This is a genomic window from Solidesulfovibrio alcoholivorans DSM 5433, from assembly GCF_000702665.1.
In the GTDB taxonomy this organism is placed as follows: domain Bacteria; phylum Desulfobacterota; class Desulfovibrionia; order Desulfovibrionales; family Desulfovibrionaceae; genus Solidesulfovibrio; species Solidesulfovibrio alcoholivorans.
Window position 1 is genome coordinate 182401 of record NZ_JNJA01000002.1, and the last position, 15784, is coordinate 198184.

Below are 15784 nucleotides of genomic sequence, written 5' to 3' on the forward strand. Positions count from 1 at the left end.
CGCGCCAACCTTCCCCCACTGCATGAAACACGAAGCCTACATACGCGGCATCGGCTACTATGCACCCGAAAAGGTGCTCACCAACGCCGACCTGGAAAAGATCGTCGAGACCTCCGACGAGTGGATCACCACCCGTACCGGCATCAAGGAACGCCACATCGCCGCGCCCGGAGAAGCCGTCAGCGACATGTCCGCCGCCGCCGCCAAGGCCGCCCTGGTCGACGCGGGCATGGACGCCGACGAACTCACACACATTTTTCTCTACACCGTCACCCCCGACTTCTACACCCCGTCGGCCGCCTGCCTGATGGAAGAAAAGCTCGGCATCCGGCACAAGGTCGTGCAGGACGTAAACGCCGCCTGCACCGGCTACATCTATGGTCTGGAGATGGCCCGGGCCGTCCTCGCCCTGCACCCCGAGGCGAAGGTGCTCGTGGCCGCGGCCGAGGTACTGACCTCGCGCACCAACTGGGCCGACCGCCGTACCTGCGTGCTTTTCGGCGACGCCGCGGCCGCGGCCGTGGTCACTTCCGAGGAATCCGGAGCCCAGGCCCGGATCATGGACACCCGCCTGTCGAGCGACGGTTCGCTTGGCCACCTGCTCACCATCAAGGGCGGCGGCTCCGGACACCCCTACAAGCTCGGCGACGCCGTGGACGAGGATTTCTTTTTGCAGATGAACGGCCCCGAGGTCTTCAAGCATGCCGTGCGCTCCATGGCCGCCATCTGCGAGGAGCTCATGACCGCGCAAGGCCTCGGCAACGATGACATCGTGCTTTTCATTCCGCATCAGGCGAACTGGCGCATCATGGAAGCCGTGGCGAAAAAGCTTTCCCTGCCCGTGGATAAGGTCATGTCCACCGTGGCTCGCTTCGGCAACACCTCGGCGTCCACGGTCGGCATCGCCCTGGTCGAGGCGCGCACCGCAGGACGCCTTCCCGCCGGCGGCAAGGTCCTGCTCGGCGCGTTCGGCGGCGGCTTCACCTGGGGTTCGGCCCTGCTCCAGTTCTAGGGGTGGCGCCGGAAAATACGGCAGGATTTTTCGGTAGGAAACTTCACGGATTGGACCGTGGGCGGAGACGGTCCGCTGCCGTTTTCGGCCACGGGCCAGGGTCCCGGGCGGAAATCGCATTTGCCGAGGCGAACCGTTTCGGCTAGGGTGTCGCCCTGCCCGCCCCCGGGCGGGCCCGCAGCGCCCCCCGGACCTCGCGAAACTTTCCCGGCAGCGCGCGCCGGAACCGTAGAAAAGCGCGACAAGGAGCTTGCTCATGCGTACGGCCTTGGTCACCGGCGGGTCTCGCGGCATCGGCGCGGCCGTTTCCAAACGGCTTGCCGCCGACGGCTTCGACGTGGTCCTGACCTACGTCAGCAAGCCCGACGCGGCTGCGGCCGTGGCCGAGGGCATCACCGCCTCGGGCGGCTCGGCCCGGGCGCTGGCGCTCGACACTTCCGATCCGGCCGCCGTGGCCGCCTTTTTCGCGGAGCACCTCAAGGGCGCGGACCTGCACGTGCTGGTCAACAACGCCGGCATCACCCGCGACGGGCTGATCGCGCGCATGAAGGACGAGGATTTCGCCGCCGTCATCAATGTCAACCTCGTCGGCGCGTTCACCTGCCTGCGCGAGGCGGCGAAAATCATGATGAAGCGCCGCGCCGGGCGCATCGTCAACATCACCTCCGTGGTCGGCCAGTCCGGCAACGCCGGCCAGGCCAACTACGCCGCGGCCAAGGCGGGACTGATCGGGCTCACCAAGTCCGCCGCCCTGGAGCTGGCTTCCCGCAACATCACGGTCAACGCCGTGGCCCCGGGCTACGTGGAGACCGACATGACCGCCGGCCTTGCCGACGCCGTCAAGACGGCGTTCGCCGAGCGCATCCCCCTCAAGCGCGCCTGCTCCCCCGAGGAGATCGCCGCGGCCGTCGGGTATCTCGCCGGCGACGCGGCCGGGTACGTCACCGGTCAGGTGCTCGGGGTCAACGGCGGCATGTACATGTAATCGCAACACCACTCGGAATATAAATACGCCCACCCTTTGGAGGAAACCATGTCAGTCGCGGAAAAAGTCAAAGAAATCATCGTGGATCAGCTCGGCGTGGACGCCGGAGAGGTCAACCCCGAAGCCAAGTTCGTCGACGATCTGGGCGCGGACTCCCTGGACCTGACCGAGCTCATCATGGCCATGGAAGAGGAGTTCGGCGTCGAGATCTCCGACGAGGACGCCCAGCAGATCCAGAAAGTCCAGGACGCGATCTCCTTTATCGAAAAGAAAAAGGGCGAGTAGCCCAAAACGCCCTGCCGGTCCCGGGCGCAGCGCGTCTTCGCCCGGGACCGCGGACGGAAGCGCCATGACCTTACACCGGGTAGTCGTCACCGGCCTTGCGGCCATCACCCCCATTGGCAACGATCTGGCTTCGAGCTGGACCAATCTCGTGGCCGGCGTCTCTGGCGCGGGCCCCATCACCCGCTTCGACGCCGCTGCGTTCGACACGCGCTTCGCCTGCGAGGTCAAGAACTTCGACGAGAAGCCGTATGTCGCGGCCAAGCTCGCCAAGCGCCTGGACCGTTTCACCATCTTCGCCGTCTCCGCCGCCATGATGCTCATGGAGGACGCCGGCTGGAAGATTCCCCCCGAGGAGGCGGCGGACGTCGCCGTCATCATCGGCTGTGGCCTGGGCGGCCTCGAGACCCTCGAAGCAACCCATACCAAGCTGCTGGCCCAAGGGCCTTCGCGGGTGTCGCCCTTTTTCATCCCGACCATGATCGCCAATATGGCCGCGGGCCAGGTGTCCATCGCCGTCGGGGCCAAGGGCCCCAACCTGTGCACGACCTCGGCCTGCGCATCGGGCCAGCACGGCATCGGCTGCGCCTACACGGACATCAAGCTGGGCCGGTCCACGGCCGCCATCTGCGGCGGCGTGGAATCGACCATCACGCCCCTGGCCGTGGGCGGCTTCAATGCCCTCAAGGCCCTGTCCACGCGCAACGACGAGCCGCAGAAGGCCTCGCGCCCCTTCGACGCCGACCGCGACGGCTTCGTCATCGGCGAGGGTTGCGGCCTGCTGCTGCTCGAATCCCTGGAACACGCCAAGGCGCGCGGCGCGCGCATCTACGCCGAGGTGGCGGGCTACGGCGCTTCGGGCGACGCCTTCCACATGACCGCGCCCCCCGAGGACGGCGAAGGCATGGCCCTGGCCATGCGGGCCGCCCTGCGCGAGGCCGGCATGGCTCCCGAGGAACTCGTCCACATCAACGCCCACGGCACGTCCACGGCCCTTAACGACGCCTGCGAGACGATGGCGATCAAGACGGTGCTTGGCGGGCACGCCAAAAACGTGATCCTCACGGCCAACAAGTCCATGATCGGGCACTGCCTGGGCGCGGCCGGCGGCATCGAGTCGGCCATGAGCGTCAAGACCATCGCCGAGGGCATCATTCCGCCCACGATCAACCTGGACAACCAGGACCCGGCCTGCGACCTGGACTGCACCCCCAATGCGGCCCGCAAGGTCGCCGTGCCAAACGTCCTGTGCAACTCCTTCGGTTTTGGCGGCACCAACGCCTGCATGCTGTACAAGGCGTACGCCGAATAGGTTTCGGCCGGGACGGCCCGGCGCGCAAGGCAATCATCAACAGGGGGGGCGACCGGTAACGGTTTTCCCCCCCTTGCGCTTTACGAGGTTTTCCCATGGAAGAACTGCTTATTTCCGATCCCGAAGTCGGGCGCGCCGTGTGCCTGGAGATCGAACGCCAGACCGGCAAGCTCGAGATGATCGCCTCCGAGAACTTCGTGTCCGTGGCCGTGCGCCAGGCGCAGGGCAGCGTGCTCACGCACAAGTACGCCGAGGGCTATCCCGGCAAGCGCTACTACGGCGGTTGCGAGTACGTGGACCTGGCCGAGAACCTCGCGCGCGATCGCGTAAAGACGCTGTTCGGCTGCGAGTACGCCAACGTCCAGCCCCATTCCGGCTCCCAGGCCAACATGGCGGTCTATTTCGCGGCCCTCAAACCCGGCGACACGCTGCTCGGCCTCGACCTTTCCCACGGCGGCCACCTGACCCACGGCTCGCCGGTCAACTTTTCGGGCCGCCTCTACAACATCGTGTTCTACCACGTGAAAAAAGAGACCGGCACCATCGACTACGAGGAAGTGGAGCGCCTGGCCAAGGAGCACAAACCCGCGGCCATCGTGGCCGGAGCCAGCGCCTATCCGCGCATCATCGACTTCCCGCGTTTTCGGGCCATCGCCGACGAGGTCGGGGCCAAGCTTATCGTGGACATGGCCCACATCGCCGGCCTCGTCGCGACCGGCCACCACCCCTCGCCGATCCCCCACGCGCACTTTACGACCTCGACCACGCACAAGACCCTGCGCGGCCCGCGCGGCGGCCTGATCCTCTCTTCCGAGGAGTTCGGCAAGTCGCTCAATTCGCAGATTTTCCCGGGCATGCAGGGTGGCCCGCTCATGCACGTCATCGCGGCCAAGGCCGTGGCCTTCGGCGAGGCGCTCAAACCCGCGTTCAAGACCTACCAGGGCCAGGTGATCAAGAACTGCCAGGTGCTGGCCAAGGGCCTGCTCGACGCGGGCTACGACCTGGTTTCCGGCGGCACGGACAACCACCTCGTGCTGGTGGACCTGACGAAAAAGGACGTGACCGGCAAGGACGCCGAGCACGCCCTGGACGAGGCCGGCATCACGGTCAACAAGAACACGGTGCCTTTCGAGACGCGTTCGCCGTTCGTCACGTCGGGCGTGCGCATCGGCACGGCGGCGCTGACCACGCGCGGCATGGTCGAGGCGGACATCGAAAAGATCGTCGGCTGGATCGACGCGGCCATCAAGTCCACGACCAACGAGACCAGGCTCGGCGAAATCCGCAAGGACGTCGAGCGCTTCGCCAAGAGCTTCCCGCTGTTCGCCTGGTAGAGCGGATCGGGGCGATGCCACCGGTTCGTATGGATACCTATCGGGCCGCGAGACGCCAGCGTCTCGCGGCCCGATGCGTTTGCGGCCCTGACCGCGTTCCCAAGCGACATGCTGGCCTTGCTGAAAGCCTAAGCGGCTGTAATCCGCTCCCTCGTCGTGCCGATATGCCCCCTGTTGCAGGAAAGAACAATATGTGCAATGCTACCTGGATATGACTCCGACAGCGAAGCCGGAATCCGAAATCCCGGGCCGTAGTATATGGTTGCGCCCCGAAGCCGATTCCCCTTTATTCGTCAACATTTCTTTCTCCCCCTTCCCGGTCCGTGGCCTCTTCGCAGTCCGCGACCACGCCTTCTACGATTCCGTGCGGGAAACCCTGCACCAGCAATAAGCGCCGGCATGTCCATCAAGGCCAAACTCCTGGCGCTTCTGATCGCGCCCATCATTGTCCTTTCCGCCATCCATATCCTGGAATTGCAGCGTGTGATTTCCGGGTTGGCGGAAACCCTGGCCGCCCACAAGGAACAGGCCATGGCCGCCGTCGCCCACAATATCGAGGGCGCGATCGTCTCGACAAACCGCATCACGTTAAACCTCGCACACCCCAAGGAGATCGCGCACGCCGTGCAGGCGGCGGACAACGAGGTGCTCTACGACTGGAGCCATTCCTTCACCGCCCAGGGCGCGACCGTCCTTTTTGCCGACGCGCGGGGCATGGTGCTCTCCCGGGCCCCGGCCGAATTCCGTTTCGGCGACGATATTTCCCGGTCCGCGTGGTTCGCGCGGGCGCTGCGCGACGGCGCGTTCGTCGGCCTGGCCGAGATGGACGGCGCGCTGCACCTCGTCAGCGCGCGCTGCGTGCGCAAATACGACGACCTGCCCGTGGGCGTCGTCGCCGCGTCCGTGCCGCTCACCCCGCAGTGGCTCTCGCAATTCACCGACGACCGGCAGGTCCTGCGCGTGGTCGCCGCGGGCCGCAGCATCCAGAACGCGCCGACGCCGCCCGGCAACGCGGACTTTTTTCGCCTCGACGTCGCCGCAGCAGGATTCGCCGACCCGGACGCCTTTTCCGTGGCATTCCTTCCCGATCCCCAATACCGGCAACTGGTGGCGCTCAAACACGCCACCCTTATGACCGGATGCCTCACGGCCGTTGTCACCATCGTGGCCCTTGCCTTGCTGCTCGCCAGCCAGTTGCGCCCCTACGCGGCCATCGTTGCGAGCCTGCGGGACTACGCCCGCAACGCGGCCAGCCTCGAAACCGTACGCGAACGCCTGACGCGCCTGACCCCCGCCCGCCGCAACGAACTGCACGACATCATCGACGCCCTGGTCCGCATGATCGACGCCGTGCGCACCCAGCTCGACCGCGTGCGCGCCTACGCCGGGCAGCTCGAAACCCTGGCCGCAACCGACGCCCTGACCGGTCTGCACAACCGTATGTCCATAAGTGCCATCCTCCAGGCTGAAAAAAAGGACTTCGACGCGCATGGCATCCCCCTCACCGTGCTCATGCTGGACATCGATTCCTTCAAGGCCATCAACGACACCCACGGCCACCAGACGGGCGACGCGGCGCTCATGATCGTGGCCAAGGCCCTTCGCGGCGCGAGCCGCAAACAGGATAGCGTGGGGAGATGGGGCGGGGAGGAATTCCTGCTCGTCGCGCCGGGCATCGACGCCGCGGCGGCTCCGGCCCTGGCCGAACGGCTGCGTGCCGCCGTCGCGGCCGAGGACTATCCCGACGGGCTGCGCGTCACGGCGAGCATCGGCGTGACGCAGTCCCGGCCGGGCGACACCGTCGACACGCTCATCGGCCGGGCCGATGCGGCGCTGTACCAGGCCAAGGCCGACGGGCGAAACACCGTGCGCGAGAGGTGACCCCGCGGCGTCAGACGCAACAACTCCTCCCGCAGCGTACTGCCTGCGGGAGGTCTGCGACAGCGTACATGCCGCCCTTGCCGGCGGCGGGAGAGGTTATTGCACGAACGGACTGCCGAAGCCCGTGCTGTCCAGGGGCTGCGGCTGGGTGCCGTCGCCGAAGCCGAGTCCCAGGCCAAGACCTGTTTCCGTGCCGTCGCCCAGGCAAGACCCGGACAAAAGACCCTGCCCGCCCTGCGAAGCCTCGTCGCCGTCCATCCACCACGCGCCCGTACCATAGCCGTTACCTGCAAAGGCGAAGCCGGCCAGCAACACAAAAGCCGCCAACATCGTTCCCATCACATTCTTTTTCACAATCCCTCCTTTGCCAAATCGTACACACCGTAAAGCAAAAGAGGTGCCAGCTACAACAGGTCATTTATTTCTTGTGGTTAGCGCCAGACAGTCATGCCGCCATGGTTATTTTTCATACGCAACGCGTAGGATGCTGCTAATTTTTTGTACAACTGTATTGTTTTAATATTTCCATTAATTTAGTATACAATAGATGCCGTGTCTTTCACGCGGCAAAACCGCCATTTTAGATCGAAGCCCTATGAACCTGTCGTCCGACAACGACAGGTCCCGCCGCCCGAGTCATGCCTGGTCGGACTTTCCGGATGCCCCGGTCGGATCGAGGTTTTCCTGAAAGAGCGTGAGCAGATCGGTGAGGGTTCTCTGCACGGCGCTTCCCGCTTTTTGCGCGGCGGCGTTCCAGCGGGCGTCGGCCTCGACGAGCGTTTCCGACAGCTTGGCGTGGGTGTTGCGCACGGCATGGCCGGAGCCGGACGACGCGTCGACGTGGGTCTTGGTGCTGGTGACGCCGCGCGCGTCGTCTTCGGCGGATTCCCGCATTTCCACGGCGGACTGCGCCACGAGACGGCCGTCCTGGTACGTTTCCACACGGTGGCTGGTGCTGCGCAGATACTTCGGGTCCTTGTCCTCGGACAGGCCCGTCAGGGTGTGAAACCCGGTCGTGTCGGGAAGGGTGTTCTCTTCCACCGTTTCGGTGTCCACTTCCCGCAGGGCCACCTTGCCGTCCTTGTAGAGGGTATCCTCCCAGCTGACGCTGCCAGGAACAGCCCCGGCCCGACTGCGGGTAAAGGCCTGGGCCGGGTCATATCCGCCCGCGGCGATGTCGGTCAGCGCCGCGCTGAGCAAGGATCCCGATTCCGCGACGCGCCCGCCTTGCCCGTCGCCGAGCAGCGACTGCGCATCGAGAGGCGTCGTTGCGCCATAGCGCCCTTCGGACAGGGAAAGCGTCCCGAGCATGTCCGGGTGTTCGCCAAGGCCTCGGCCCTTTGCCTGCTTCTGGAGGATTTCGGCGCTGCTGTGCCTGACAAGCTGCCCGTTGTCGTACCAGCTGGCCTCGAACTGCTGTTGCTCGAACGTGCCTTCCTTGAAGGAATCCCGAAAGGACGCCTGGAAGGTAACATTGCCCGCATCGTCGTACATCTCCTGCGTGATGGAGAATTCCGTCTGCCGCGAAAGTTCGACCGTGTCGTGTGCCTCGATGCCGTTTCGCATTTCGCTGCCGCGATTGGTCCTGTTCTCGGTCGTAACCGCGTGGGCGATGGAGGTCTTGCGGAAGAGCTTTCCCCCTGCGCCGTATTCGATGATGTCGCCGACATAATCGCTCGCCAGGTCGTCCCGCGTGAGCGTCCCGGCGAGTTCGTCCAGGCTCTGCGCGTCGCTGACGTCCTTGCCGTTGACGATGTCGGAGGAGGTATAGCTCGCCTTGACGGACATGGAATCGTGCAGTTCCTTCGAGACTTCGCCGTCCTTGTACCATGCGATGTCGCGGCGCAGGTACGCATGGCTGGTCGTGCCTGCGTCGCCGGAGGCGGCGAGTTCGGAATGGACGCGCCGGGTCAGTTCTCCGCGCTTGTCGTATTCCTCGATGTCCTTGACGACGCCGCCGGCGGCGATGCTGCCCGTTTCTTTGCGCACGAGTCTGTTGCCGTCGTATTCCAGAATCTCCATCTTGTTGCCGTCGATGGCGGTCGTCTGCTTATGCCCGTTTTTCAGGGTCACGGTACCGGCCTCAAGGCCGTATCGCGTCAGCCAGAGGCTTTCGCCGGCCTCATCCTCCGGCTGCGTGGAAAGGGTCTCGTCGGTTACGCGCGCATTGCTTTTGGCCACAGCCTCTTCAGAAAACGAAACCGTGTCGCCCGTCGCGGCGGCGGAGGCCGCGGAGCCTGCATGCAGTCCTGCGGAAAAAGGCACAGTGGACGCCTTCAATAACGACGTTGCAATGCCCTGGAACATGCTGCCCTCCAGGAATCAATAATTGGACGCGCCATTCTATACTATCGGCTATGCGAAGCGAATCTTTAGCAATATGTTGCATAAATCACGAGTTCATTATGACTGTGAGATTCCGGCATGTTGCAAAAATAGATTCCCCCACCTCAGCCCCGCAGGTGCGACAGGCCTGCGAGGTTGGAATCGGTCGCACGACCGTACCCTCACCCGCCTCCCATCCTCCCGAATCACCATCGAGGGGGCCGCGGGGCAGCATGCCCCCGGAGGAAACATGCAAGGCATCTTCCTCTCTTCTCCCCCCTTCCTCCTTACGCCTTCACCCGGGGCAGGCGGGCGAGGGTAGCGGCGAGGGCGGCGGCTTCCACGGGTTTGGCAAGGTAGTCGTCCATGCCGGCGGCGAGAAAGCGTTCGCGGTCGCCGGCCATGGCGTGGGCGGTCAGTGCGATGACGGGGGTGCGGGCCTTGTTGCCGTGGATCGCGGGGTCGCGCAGCAGGGCAAGGGTTTCGAGGCCGTCCATGCCGGGCATCTGGATGTCGAGGAACACGGCGTCGAAGGGTTCGCTGGCGAAGATTTCCAGGGCATCCGTACCGGCGGCGGCTTCCACGACGACATGGCCTTGTTTGCGCAGGAGCGTGCCGACGGCGAGGCGGTTGATGCGTTCGTCTTCGACGAGCAGCAACCGCAGTCCCGGGGTGACGGATTGCGGCGTCAGCGGCTCGAGGTTGGCCGTTTCGGGGTCGGCTTTGGCGAGAGGCAGGGAGCATAGGATGCAGGTGCCGACGCCGGGTTCGCTGTCGATCCAGATGCTGCCACCCATGAGGTGCACGAGACGGTCCACGATGGAGAGCCCGAGGCCGGCCCCCTGGTGAGGGCGGGTATTGGAGGCGTCCACCTGGGTGAAGGTGTCGAAAACGGCGTCGAGCTTGTCGCGGGGGATGCCGATACCGGAATCGCTGACGCCGAAGACGAGGCGGAGCTTGTCCTGATCCTCAAGAGGGTAGCAGGCGGCTTCGAGGCCGATGCCGCCGCATTCGGTGAATTTGATGGCATTGCCCACGAGGTTGAGCAGGATCTGGCGGATGCGCCCCTCGTCGCCGCGCAGGCGAAGGGGGACGTTGGGGGCGACGGCAATGCCGAGGGAGAGACCGCGTTGTTCCAGGGCCACGGCGAAGATGCTTTGGATGGAGGCGAGGAGCGCACGCGGGGCGAAGGGGGCGATTTCGAGGTTCAGCTTGCCGGATTCGACGCGCGAGAGGTCGAGGATGTCGGTGAGCAGGCGTGTGAGGCGGCGGCCCGAGTCCAGGGCCGTGGCCACGCAGTCTCGCTGCTCTTCATCGAGGGTGGTGTCTTCGAGGATTTGCAGCATGCCGAGCAGGCCGTTTAAGGGCGTGCGGATTTCGTGGCTCATGTTGGCGAGGAATTCGCTTTTGGCTTTGTTGGCGGATTCCGCGGCGGCCTTGGCGCCGGCGAGGCGCGTTTCGGAAAGGCGCAGGGACTCTTCGGCGTGTTTGCGTTCCGTGATGTTGGTGAACATGCCGACCGAGCCGGCAAAACGGCCCGAGGCGTCGTATTCGCTACTGACGGCGATGAGCATCCAGATTTCCGCGCCAGTCGTGCTTTTGAGCCGCCGCTCGTAGAGTCCGCCGCCGGGAGGCAGGGCTTCGCGGCGCAGCATGGCGCGGTGGAGTGCGGCGTCCTCGGCGAAGAGGAAATCGGTGACGGAGCGGCCGGCCAGCTCTTCGGGCGTCGCGCCGAGCATCACGGCCATGACCGCGTTGACGTAGGTCGTGCGCCAGTTGGCGTCCACGGCCCAGATGCCTTCGTTGGCGGTTTCCACGATGCGGCGGTAACGGCTTTCGCTTTGGGCCAGCGCCCGTTCCGCTTGCTTGCGGTTGGTGATGTCGCGGATGACGCCGACCACGTGCCTGTTGCCCGCGCCGTCGATGTGGAGGGTTTTACGCGTCATGAAGGTGCGCCGGCGGTCGCTGGCGTCGTAGGCCGTTTCCTCGGCCACGTCCTCGTAGCCGCAGGCCAGGGTCATGGCGTCGTTTTTGAGCGAGGCCGCGCCGTGCCGGCCCGGGAAGACCTCCTCGGCATCCCGGCCGAGGATTTCCTGGCGCGCGCGGCCGGCCAGCATGCACAGGGCGTCGTTGACGCGCACGAACCGGCCGTCGGGACCTTTGACGTAAAAGGGGTCGGGCATGGTTTCGACGATGCGTGAAAGCAGGGGATCCTCGTCGCGGTCGCGATGGGAGGCGCGTCGCTTCATGGCGAGGAAGGCGGATAGCAGCAGGAGCAGGAAGGCGATGCACGTCGTCGCGAGGAGGAGGGCGTTCATGGCGGCGGCTCCAACGGCTCCTTGCGCGCTCGCTACGGAGCGCCGGGAACAGCCATGCCGTTTCCGGCGGCCATGGCTGTCACAATGGGGCGTGGAAACACGACGCCCTGTCAAGCCTAAGGGAAGTTTTGCCGTCTGACAAGGTCGCAGCCCCTGTCGTCCCGCACTGGCGTGCCCGTGGGAGCGCGGCGGATGGCGCGCCGGCCCGGAACGCCTCGTCCGCGACCGCCGCGGCAGGGGCGGATGCCTTGCGGACCGCAGCCCGGCGGGTGCGTGGCCGTCGTAGCGTCTGGCCGCGCCGGGTTCAGCCCAGGGCGGCCAGGGTCTTTTCGATGGGACGGCGTTCGGGCACCACGGGCAGGGGAGCCTTGCCGTCGCGCACCGCGGCCGAGACGTAGAGGCCGCAGAAACAGGCGCCGAACTCGGCCACGTCCGCGTCCCGGTACTGGCAGGGGCAGACCACGTCCCGGTCCAGCTCGAATTTCCCGGCGGCGAGCCGGCACGGGCAGGCCATATAGCCGTAGCGCTCCTTGTTGACGAGCAGGTTGCCGAGCAGGTCGAGGGTCATGCCCATGTCCGGGTTGAAGGAATGCCCCTTGGCTTCCTGGAGGGGGCGCAGGGTGTCGTAGAGCGCCTGCGCGTTCATTTCTTCTCGCATTGGTCGATCGCCTGCTCGATCTCGTCCTGGCGGAAGCCCACGATGACCTTGTTGCCGATGACGATGGTGGGGAAGGACAGGGCGGGATTGAGCTTGCGCACGATGTCCATGACCTGCGCGCGCTCCTCGCCGGAGAGGAAGTCGACGTGGACGCAGTCGTAGGGGATCTTGTGTTCTTCCAGATATTCCTTGGCGTGCTTGCAGTGCACGCAGGTGGACAGGGCGTAGACTTTGATGTCCGAACTCATGGGGCGCTCCTTGAATAATGTTAGCGCGGCAGGGAAGCGACTCCGTTTCGTATTCCTTTTTCCAGCCTGCCGGTCAAGTGCGAAAGGGGCCAGGTGAGCAGCAGGTAGAGCAGGGCCAGGGGCAGGTAGGCCTCGAAGGTCCGGTAGGTGGTGGCGTTGACCACTTCCGCCGCCTTGGTCAGTTCCCGGACGCTGATGACCGACAGCAGCGAGGAATCCTTGATGCAGGAGACGAACTGGCCCGTGACCGGGGGCACGATGCGCCGCAGCGCCTGGGGGAAGACGACATAGAAAAGCGCCTGCCGCCTGGTCAGCCCCGAGGAGAGCGCCGTCTCCCACTGGCCCCGGTCCACGGACTCCACCCCGGCCCGGACCATCTCGGAGATGTAGGCCCCGGAGAAGAACCCGAGCGCCGCCGTGCCGATCACGTAAGGGCTGTCCAGGTGTACGACCACGCCGACGCAGAAGTAGAAGATGAGGATCTGCACGAGCAGCGGCGTGCCGCGAAAGGCTCCGACGTAGAGTCCGGCCAGTTCCGTGAGCCAGACGTTGCCCGAGACCGAAGCCAGGCCCGAAGCCAGGCCGCAGGCCAGCCCCAGGGCGATGGCCCCCACGGACACGGCGAGCGTCATGCAAAATCCCGCCAGGAAGATGTCGCGGTAGGCCCAGACTGCGTCGAAGTCCCAGTGGTAGCGGATGTGCGCGAGAACGTACCACAATGCGCCGCCAAGAACCGCGAGCAGGAGCAGGCGGACCGCCCGCGGCGAGGGCGGCCGCCTCATTTGACGAACCGGTCCGCCGGAAAGACCAGGACGTAGGGCATGCGTTCGCCGAAATCGGCGGCGAGGCGCGCGGCGATGTCCTTGGAAAAGTCCCGCGCCGCCGTGACCAGGTAGACGATGTTGCCCTGGGTTTCGAGCTGGCCCTGTTCGTTCTTCCAGCCGCCGTCGCCCGCGCCGAGGCGCGTGTAGCCGCCGTAGGATTCGGTCAGCCAGGCCTCCAGGGCCGGGAGTTTCGCCGCGGCATCGCCGCCGCCCGGCAGGTCCGTCGGCACCGCGAACAGGTGGGCGAAAACCTGTTTGGTTTCGGCTTGCGCCGCGCCGGACAGGCAGGCGGCGGCCAGCAGCAGGCAGCACAGCAGGCGCATCGTGCGTCGCGTCATGGTCTCTTCTCCCCTGTCCGCCGCCGGGACGGCCGGCTGTCTCCGCAAGCGCCACGGACGGGCGCGCGGATCGCGCTGTCGCGCCGGGCATTCCCGGTGATCGCGCGGCCGTCGGCGGCGGGTTGCGGGCCTGCGCCGCGCCCGTGCCCCCGTGTTCGCGGCGGCCCGGGCGCATGCCGCTATTTGCCCAGGATATCCTTGAAATACTTGGCGCGCAGCGTTTCCAGCGTGCCATCGGCCCTGATCGTTGCCAGATACATTTCCAGCCACTGCCACCAGTCGAAATCGCCTTTCTGCAAGGCGATGCAGTAGGGTTCGTAGGTGAACGGCGTGAGAAGCGCCTTGGTGGTCTCGGCATTCTGCTTCTGGTGCTTGGCGATGGAGATCTGGTCGTAGAAGAAGGCGTCGGCCCGGCCGGCGGCCACTTCCTGCACGCAGGCGGTCTCTTCCTTGTAGCGGTTGATGGTCGCCTTGGGGAAGCGCTTGCTGGCCACGAGATCGGCGGTGGTGCCGGTCTTGACCGCGAGCACGCGCCCGGGCGCGTTGAGCTGCTCCACGTCCGTGACGTCGGCCGCCTTTTTGACGCTAAGGAGCGTGCACAGGCCGGTGGTGAAGTAGGGGGAGGTGAAGGTGATGGACTTGGCCCGCTCGAGGGTGCCGGTGATGCCGGAGATGATGAGGTCGATCTTGCCGGCGCTTAAGGCCGGGATCAGCCCGGTCCACTCCATGTCCTTGATTTCCAGCTTGACCCCGAGCCGGTCGGCCAGGGTCTGGGCGATCTCCACGTCGTAGCCGACGGGCTTGCCCTGTTCGTCCACGTACTCGAAGGGCCAGAATTTGAGTTCCATGCCCACGACGAGGGTGCCGCGCTCAACGATTTTGCGCAGGTTGCTGCCCTCGTAAATGTCGAAAGGCGTCGTGGCGGCGGACGACGTGCCGCAGCACATCGTCAGCGCCACGAAGGCGAGGCTCACGATGCGGATGAAACGGACCATGGGGCTTCCTCCTTGCGAAACGGGGTTGCGATTCGTGCAAAGCCTACCCCATCGCGACTGGCACGGCCACCAAAAATGCGCGTTGGCCGGTACCTAGGCCCGCTCTGCCGCGGCCCGACCCGAGGCGAAGGCCCAGTGGAGGTTGAACCCGCCCAGGCGGCCGGTCACGTCGAGGAGCTCGCCGATGACGAAAAGTCCCGGGACGGCGGTTGCCTCCATGGTCTTGGAGGAGATGGCGGCCGTGTCCACGCCGCCGCAGGTCACTTCCGCCTTGGCGTAGCCCGCGGCCGCGGCCGGGGTGAAGGGAAAGGCGCGCAGGGTGGCGGCAAGCTCCCGCCGGGGCTCCGCGGCAAGTCCGGCCACGGGTCCGGCGAGCCCCAGGCGGGCGCAAAGCGCCGTCGCCAGCCGCCGGGGCAGGTGGCGGGCCAGGGCGTTTTTCACCTCCTGCTTCCCGGTCCCGGCGAGGATGGCGGCGATGTCGCGCCCGGGCAGGAGGTCGATGGCCAGGGCCTGGCCCTCGCGCCAGAAAAGCGAGGCGTCGAGGATCACCGGGCCGGAGAGTCCCTGGTGGGTGAAGAGCATGTCCCCGGACAGGGCGCACGGTCCGCCGACGGCCACGGGCAGGGACACGCCGGCCATGTCGCGGCAGAGAGGCAGGTCGCCTGGGCCGGCCAGAAGCGGCGTGAGCCCGGGGCGCAGGGGCGTGACCGCAAGGCCCAGGCGCGCGGCCAGGGCGTAGCCGAAGCCCGTTGCGCCAAGCCCGGGCCAGGACTTCCCGCCGAGCGCCAGCACCAGGGAGGCGCAGGCAATGGGGCCGGTGCCGGTTTCCACGATGAAGCCGCCTGCCTCCCGGCGCGCGCCGGTCACGGTCGCGCCAAGGCGCAGGCGCGCCCCGGCCTCCTCGGCCTGGCGCAGGAGGAAACGGGCCATGGCCGGCGCGCCGTCGCGGCAAAAGACCTTGCCGCCCGCCTCGACGACCGTGGCCACGCCCGCGCCGTGCAGGCGCGCGCGCAGAGCGTCCGGCGTCAAACGCGCCAGGGCGGATTTGACGAAATGGGGGTTGGCGCAGACGTAGTCCGTGGCGGCGACGTCGGTGTTGGTGACGTTTGCGCGCCCGCCGCCCGAGGCGAGCACTTTTCGCGCGGCCTTGGCCCCGTGGTCGAGCACGACGACCGTGCGCCCGCGCGCGGCGCAGGCGGCGGCGCAGAATAGCCCCGAGGCCCCCGCGCCTATAATGACGACATCGACGTGCATTGCTTCCTCAATATGGGG

15 protein-coding genes are annotated in these 15784 nt (G+C 66.2%); 6 read left to right on the forward strand and 9 right to left on the reverse strand.

Features of this window, described 5'->3' with window-relative positions; genetic code table 11:
• Positions 1-22 precede the first annotated feature (22 nt).
• The 6 genes from Q368_RS0104060 to Q368_RS23725 all read left to right on the forward strand — a co-directional run bounded on the left by Q368_RS0104060 (position 23) and on the right by Q368_RS23725 (position 6806).
• Complete coding sequence (locus tag Q368_RS0104060) at positions 23-1012, forward strand: beta-ketoacyl-ACP synthase III (RefSeq protein WP_029457516.1); 990 nt, start codon at positions 23-25, stop codon at positions 1010-1012.
• A 256-nt stretch (positions 1013-1268) separates the two neighbouring features.
• Entirely contained in the window at positions 1269-1997 is a 729-nt protein-coding gene (fabG, locus tag Q368_RS0104065; RefSeq protein ID WP_029457517.1) for a 3-oxoacyl-[acyl-carrier-protein] reductase, read from the forward strand.
• Positions 1998-2045: 48 nt separating this feature from the next.
• Positions 2046-2282: an acyl carrier protein gene (locus tag Q368_RS0104070; protein ID WP_009181243.1), complete on the forward strand. Its 237-nt coding sequence runs from the start codon at positions 2046-2048 to the stop codon at positions 2280-2282.
• A 64-nt stretch (positions 2283-2346) separates the two neighbouring features.
• Entirely contained in the window at positions 2347-3591 is a 1245-nt protein-coding gene (fabF, locus tag Q368_RS0104075) for a beta-ketoacyl-ACP synthase II (protein ID WP_029457519.1), read from the forward strand.
• 95 nt (positions 3592-3686) lie between these two features.
• Positions 3687-4925, forward strand: coding sequence for a serine hydroxymethyltransferase (glyA, locus tag Q368_RS0104080; RefSeq protein WP_029457521.1), 1239 nt, complete (start codon positions 3687-3689; stop codon positions 4923-4925).
• 399 nt (positions 4926-5324) lie between these two features.
• The gene (locus Q368_RS23725; RefSeq protein WP_052360018.1) at positions 5325-6806 is read left to right on the forward strand and encodes a GGDEF domain-containing protein; all 1482 of its coding nucleotides are present in this window, start codon (positions 5325-5327) and stop codon (positions 6804-6806) included.
• A 96-nt stretch (positions 6807-6902) separates the two neighbouring features.
• Here Q368_RS23725 and Q368_RS0104095 read toward each other — a convergent pair whose 3' ends face one another.
• From Q368_RS0104095 to Q368_RS0104140, 9 genes are all read right to left on the reverse strand, one after another.
• The gene (locus tag Q368_RS0104095) at positions 6903-7160 is read right to left on the reverse strand and encodes a hypothetical protein (RefSeq protein ID WP_029457524.1); all 258 of its coding nucleotides are present in this window, start codon (positions 7158-7160) and stop codon (positions 6903-6905) included.
• Between the two features lie 282 nt (positions 7161-7442).
• On the reverse strand, positions 7443-8987 hold the full coding sequence (locus Q368_RS0104100) for a hypothetical protein (protein WP_156955634.1): 1545 nt from the start codon (positions 8985-8987) through the stop codon (positions 7443-7445).
• A gap of 431 nt (positions 8988-9418) precedes the next feature.
• Positions 9419-11449 (reverse strand): PAS domain S-box protein, encoded by a 2031-nt coding sequence (locus tag Q368_RS22940; protein WP_084158673.1) that lies wholly within the window; start codon positions 11447-11449, stop codon positions 9419-9421.
• A gap of 304 nt (positions 11450-11753) precedes the next feature.
• Positions 11754-12095 (reverse strand): ferredoxin-thioredoxin reductase catalytic domain-containing protein, encoded by a 342-nt coding sequence (locus Q368_RS0104115; RefSeq protein WP_029457530.1) that lies wholly within the window; start codon positions 12093-12095, stop codon positions 11754-11756.
• A complete protein-coding gene (locus Q368_RS0104120) occupies positions 12092-12355 on the reverse strand; it encodes a glutaredoxin family protein (protein WP_029457531.1) in 264 nt (87 codons plus the stop codon). The genes Q368_RS0104115 and Q368_RS0104120 overlap by 4 nt, the downstream gene beginning before the upstream one ends.
• Before the next feature lie 20 nt (positions 12356-12375).
• Positions 12376-13137, reverse strand: coding sequence for an amino acid ABC transporter permease (locus Q368_RS0104125; RefSeq protein WP_029457532.1), 762 nt, complete (start codon positions 13135-13137; stop codon positions 12376-12378).
• The gene (locus Q368_RS0104130; protein ID WP_029457533.1) at positions 13134-13517 is read right to left on the reverse strand and encodes a hypothetical protein; all 384 of its coding nucleotides are present in this window, start codon (positions 13515-13517) and stop codon (positions 13134-13136) included. The genes Q368_RS0104125 and Q368_RS0104130 overlap by 4 nt, the downstream gene beginning before the upstream one ends.
• Positions 13518-13696: 179 nt before the next feature.
• The gene (locus tag Q368_RS0104135) at positions 13697-14512 is read right to left on the reverse strand and encodes a transporter substrate-binding domain-containing protein (RefSeq protein WP_029457534.1); all 816 of its coding nucleotides are present in this window, start codon (positions 14510-14512) and stop codon (positions 13697-13699) included.
• A 93-nt stretch (positions 14513-14605) separates the two neighbouring features.
• Complete coding sequence (locus Q368_RS0104140; protein WP_029457535.1) at positions 14606-15766, reverse strand: BaiN/RdsA family NAD(P)/FAD-dependent oxidoreductase; 1161 nt, start codon at positions 15764-15766, stop codon at positions 14606-14608.
• Positions 15767-15784 lie beyond the last annotated feature (18 nt).

Bases quoted from the DNA above. Each gene is read 5' to 3' on its own strand.
- Q368_RS0104060 (WP_029457516.1), top strand. From the start codon at position 23: ATGAAACACGAAGCCTACATACGCGGCATCGGCTACTATGCACCCGAA.
- fabG (WP_029457517.1), top strand. From the start codon at position 1,269: ATGCGTACGGCCTTGGTCACCGGCGGGTCTCGCGGCATCGGCGCGGCC.
- Q368_RS0104070 (WP_009181243.1), top strand. From the start codon at position 2,046: ATGTCAGTCGCGGAAAAAGTCAAAGAAATCATCGTGGATCAGCTCGGC.
- fabF (WP_029457519.1), top strand. From the start codon at position 2,347: ATGACCTTACACCGGGTAGTCGTCACCGGCCTTGCGGCCATCACCCCC.
- glyA (WP_029457521.1), top strand. From the start codon at position 3,687: ATGGAAGAACTGCTTATTTCCGATCCCGAAGTCGGGCGCGCCGTGTGC.
- Q368_RS23725 (WP_052360018.1), top strand. From the start codon at position 5,325: ATGTCCATCAAGGCCAAACTCCTGGCGCTTCTGATCGCGCCCATCATT.
- Q368_RS22940 (WP_084158673.1), bottom strand. From the start codon at position 11,449: ATGAACGCCCTCCTCCTCGCGACGACGTGCATCGCCTTCCTGCTCCTG.
- Q368_RS0104115 (WP_029457530.1), bottom strand. From the start codon at position 12,095: ATGAACGCGCAGGCGCTCTACGACACCCTGCGCCCCCTCCAGGAAGCC.
- Q368_RS0104120 (WP_029457531.1), bottom strand. From the start codon at position 12,355: ATGAGTTCGGACATCAAAGTCTACGCCCTGTCCACCTGCGTGCACTGC.
- Q368_RS0104125 (WP_029457532.1), bottom strand. From the start codon at position 13,137: ATGAGGCGGCCGCCCTCGCCGCGGGCGGTCCGCCTGCTCCTGCTCGCG.
- Q368_RS0104130 (WP_029457533.1), bottom strand. From the start codon at position 13,517: ATGACGCGACGCACGATGCGCCTGCTGTGCTGCCTGCTGCTGGCCGCC.
- Q368_RS0104135 (WP_029457534.1), bottom strand. From the start codon at position 14,512: ATGGTCCGTTTCATCCGCATCGTGAGCCTCGCCTTCGTGGCGCTGACG.
- Q368_RS0104140 (WP_029457535.1), bottom strand. From the start codon at position 15,766: ATGCACGTCGATGTCGTCATTATAGGCGCGGGGGCCTCGGGGCTATTC.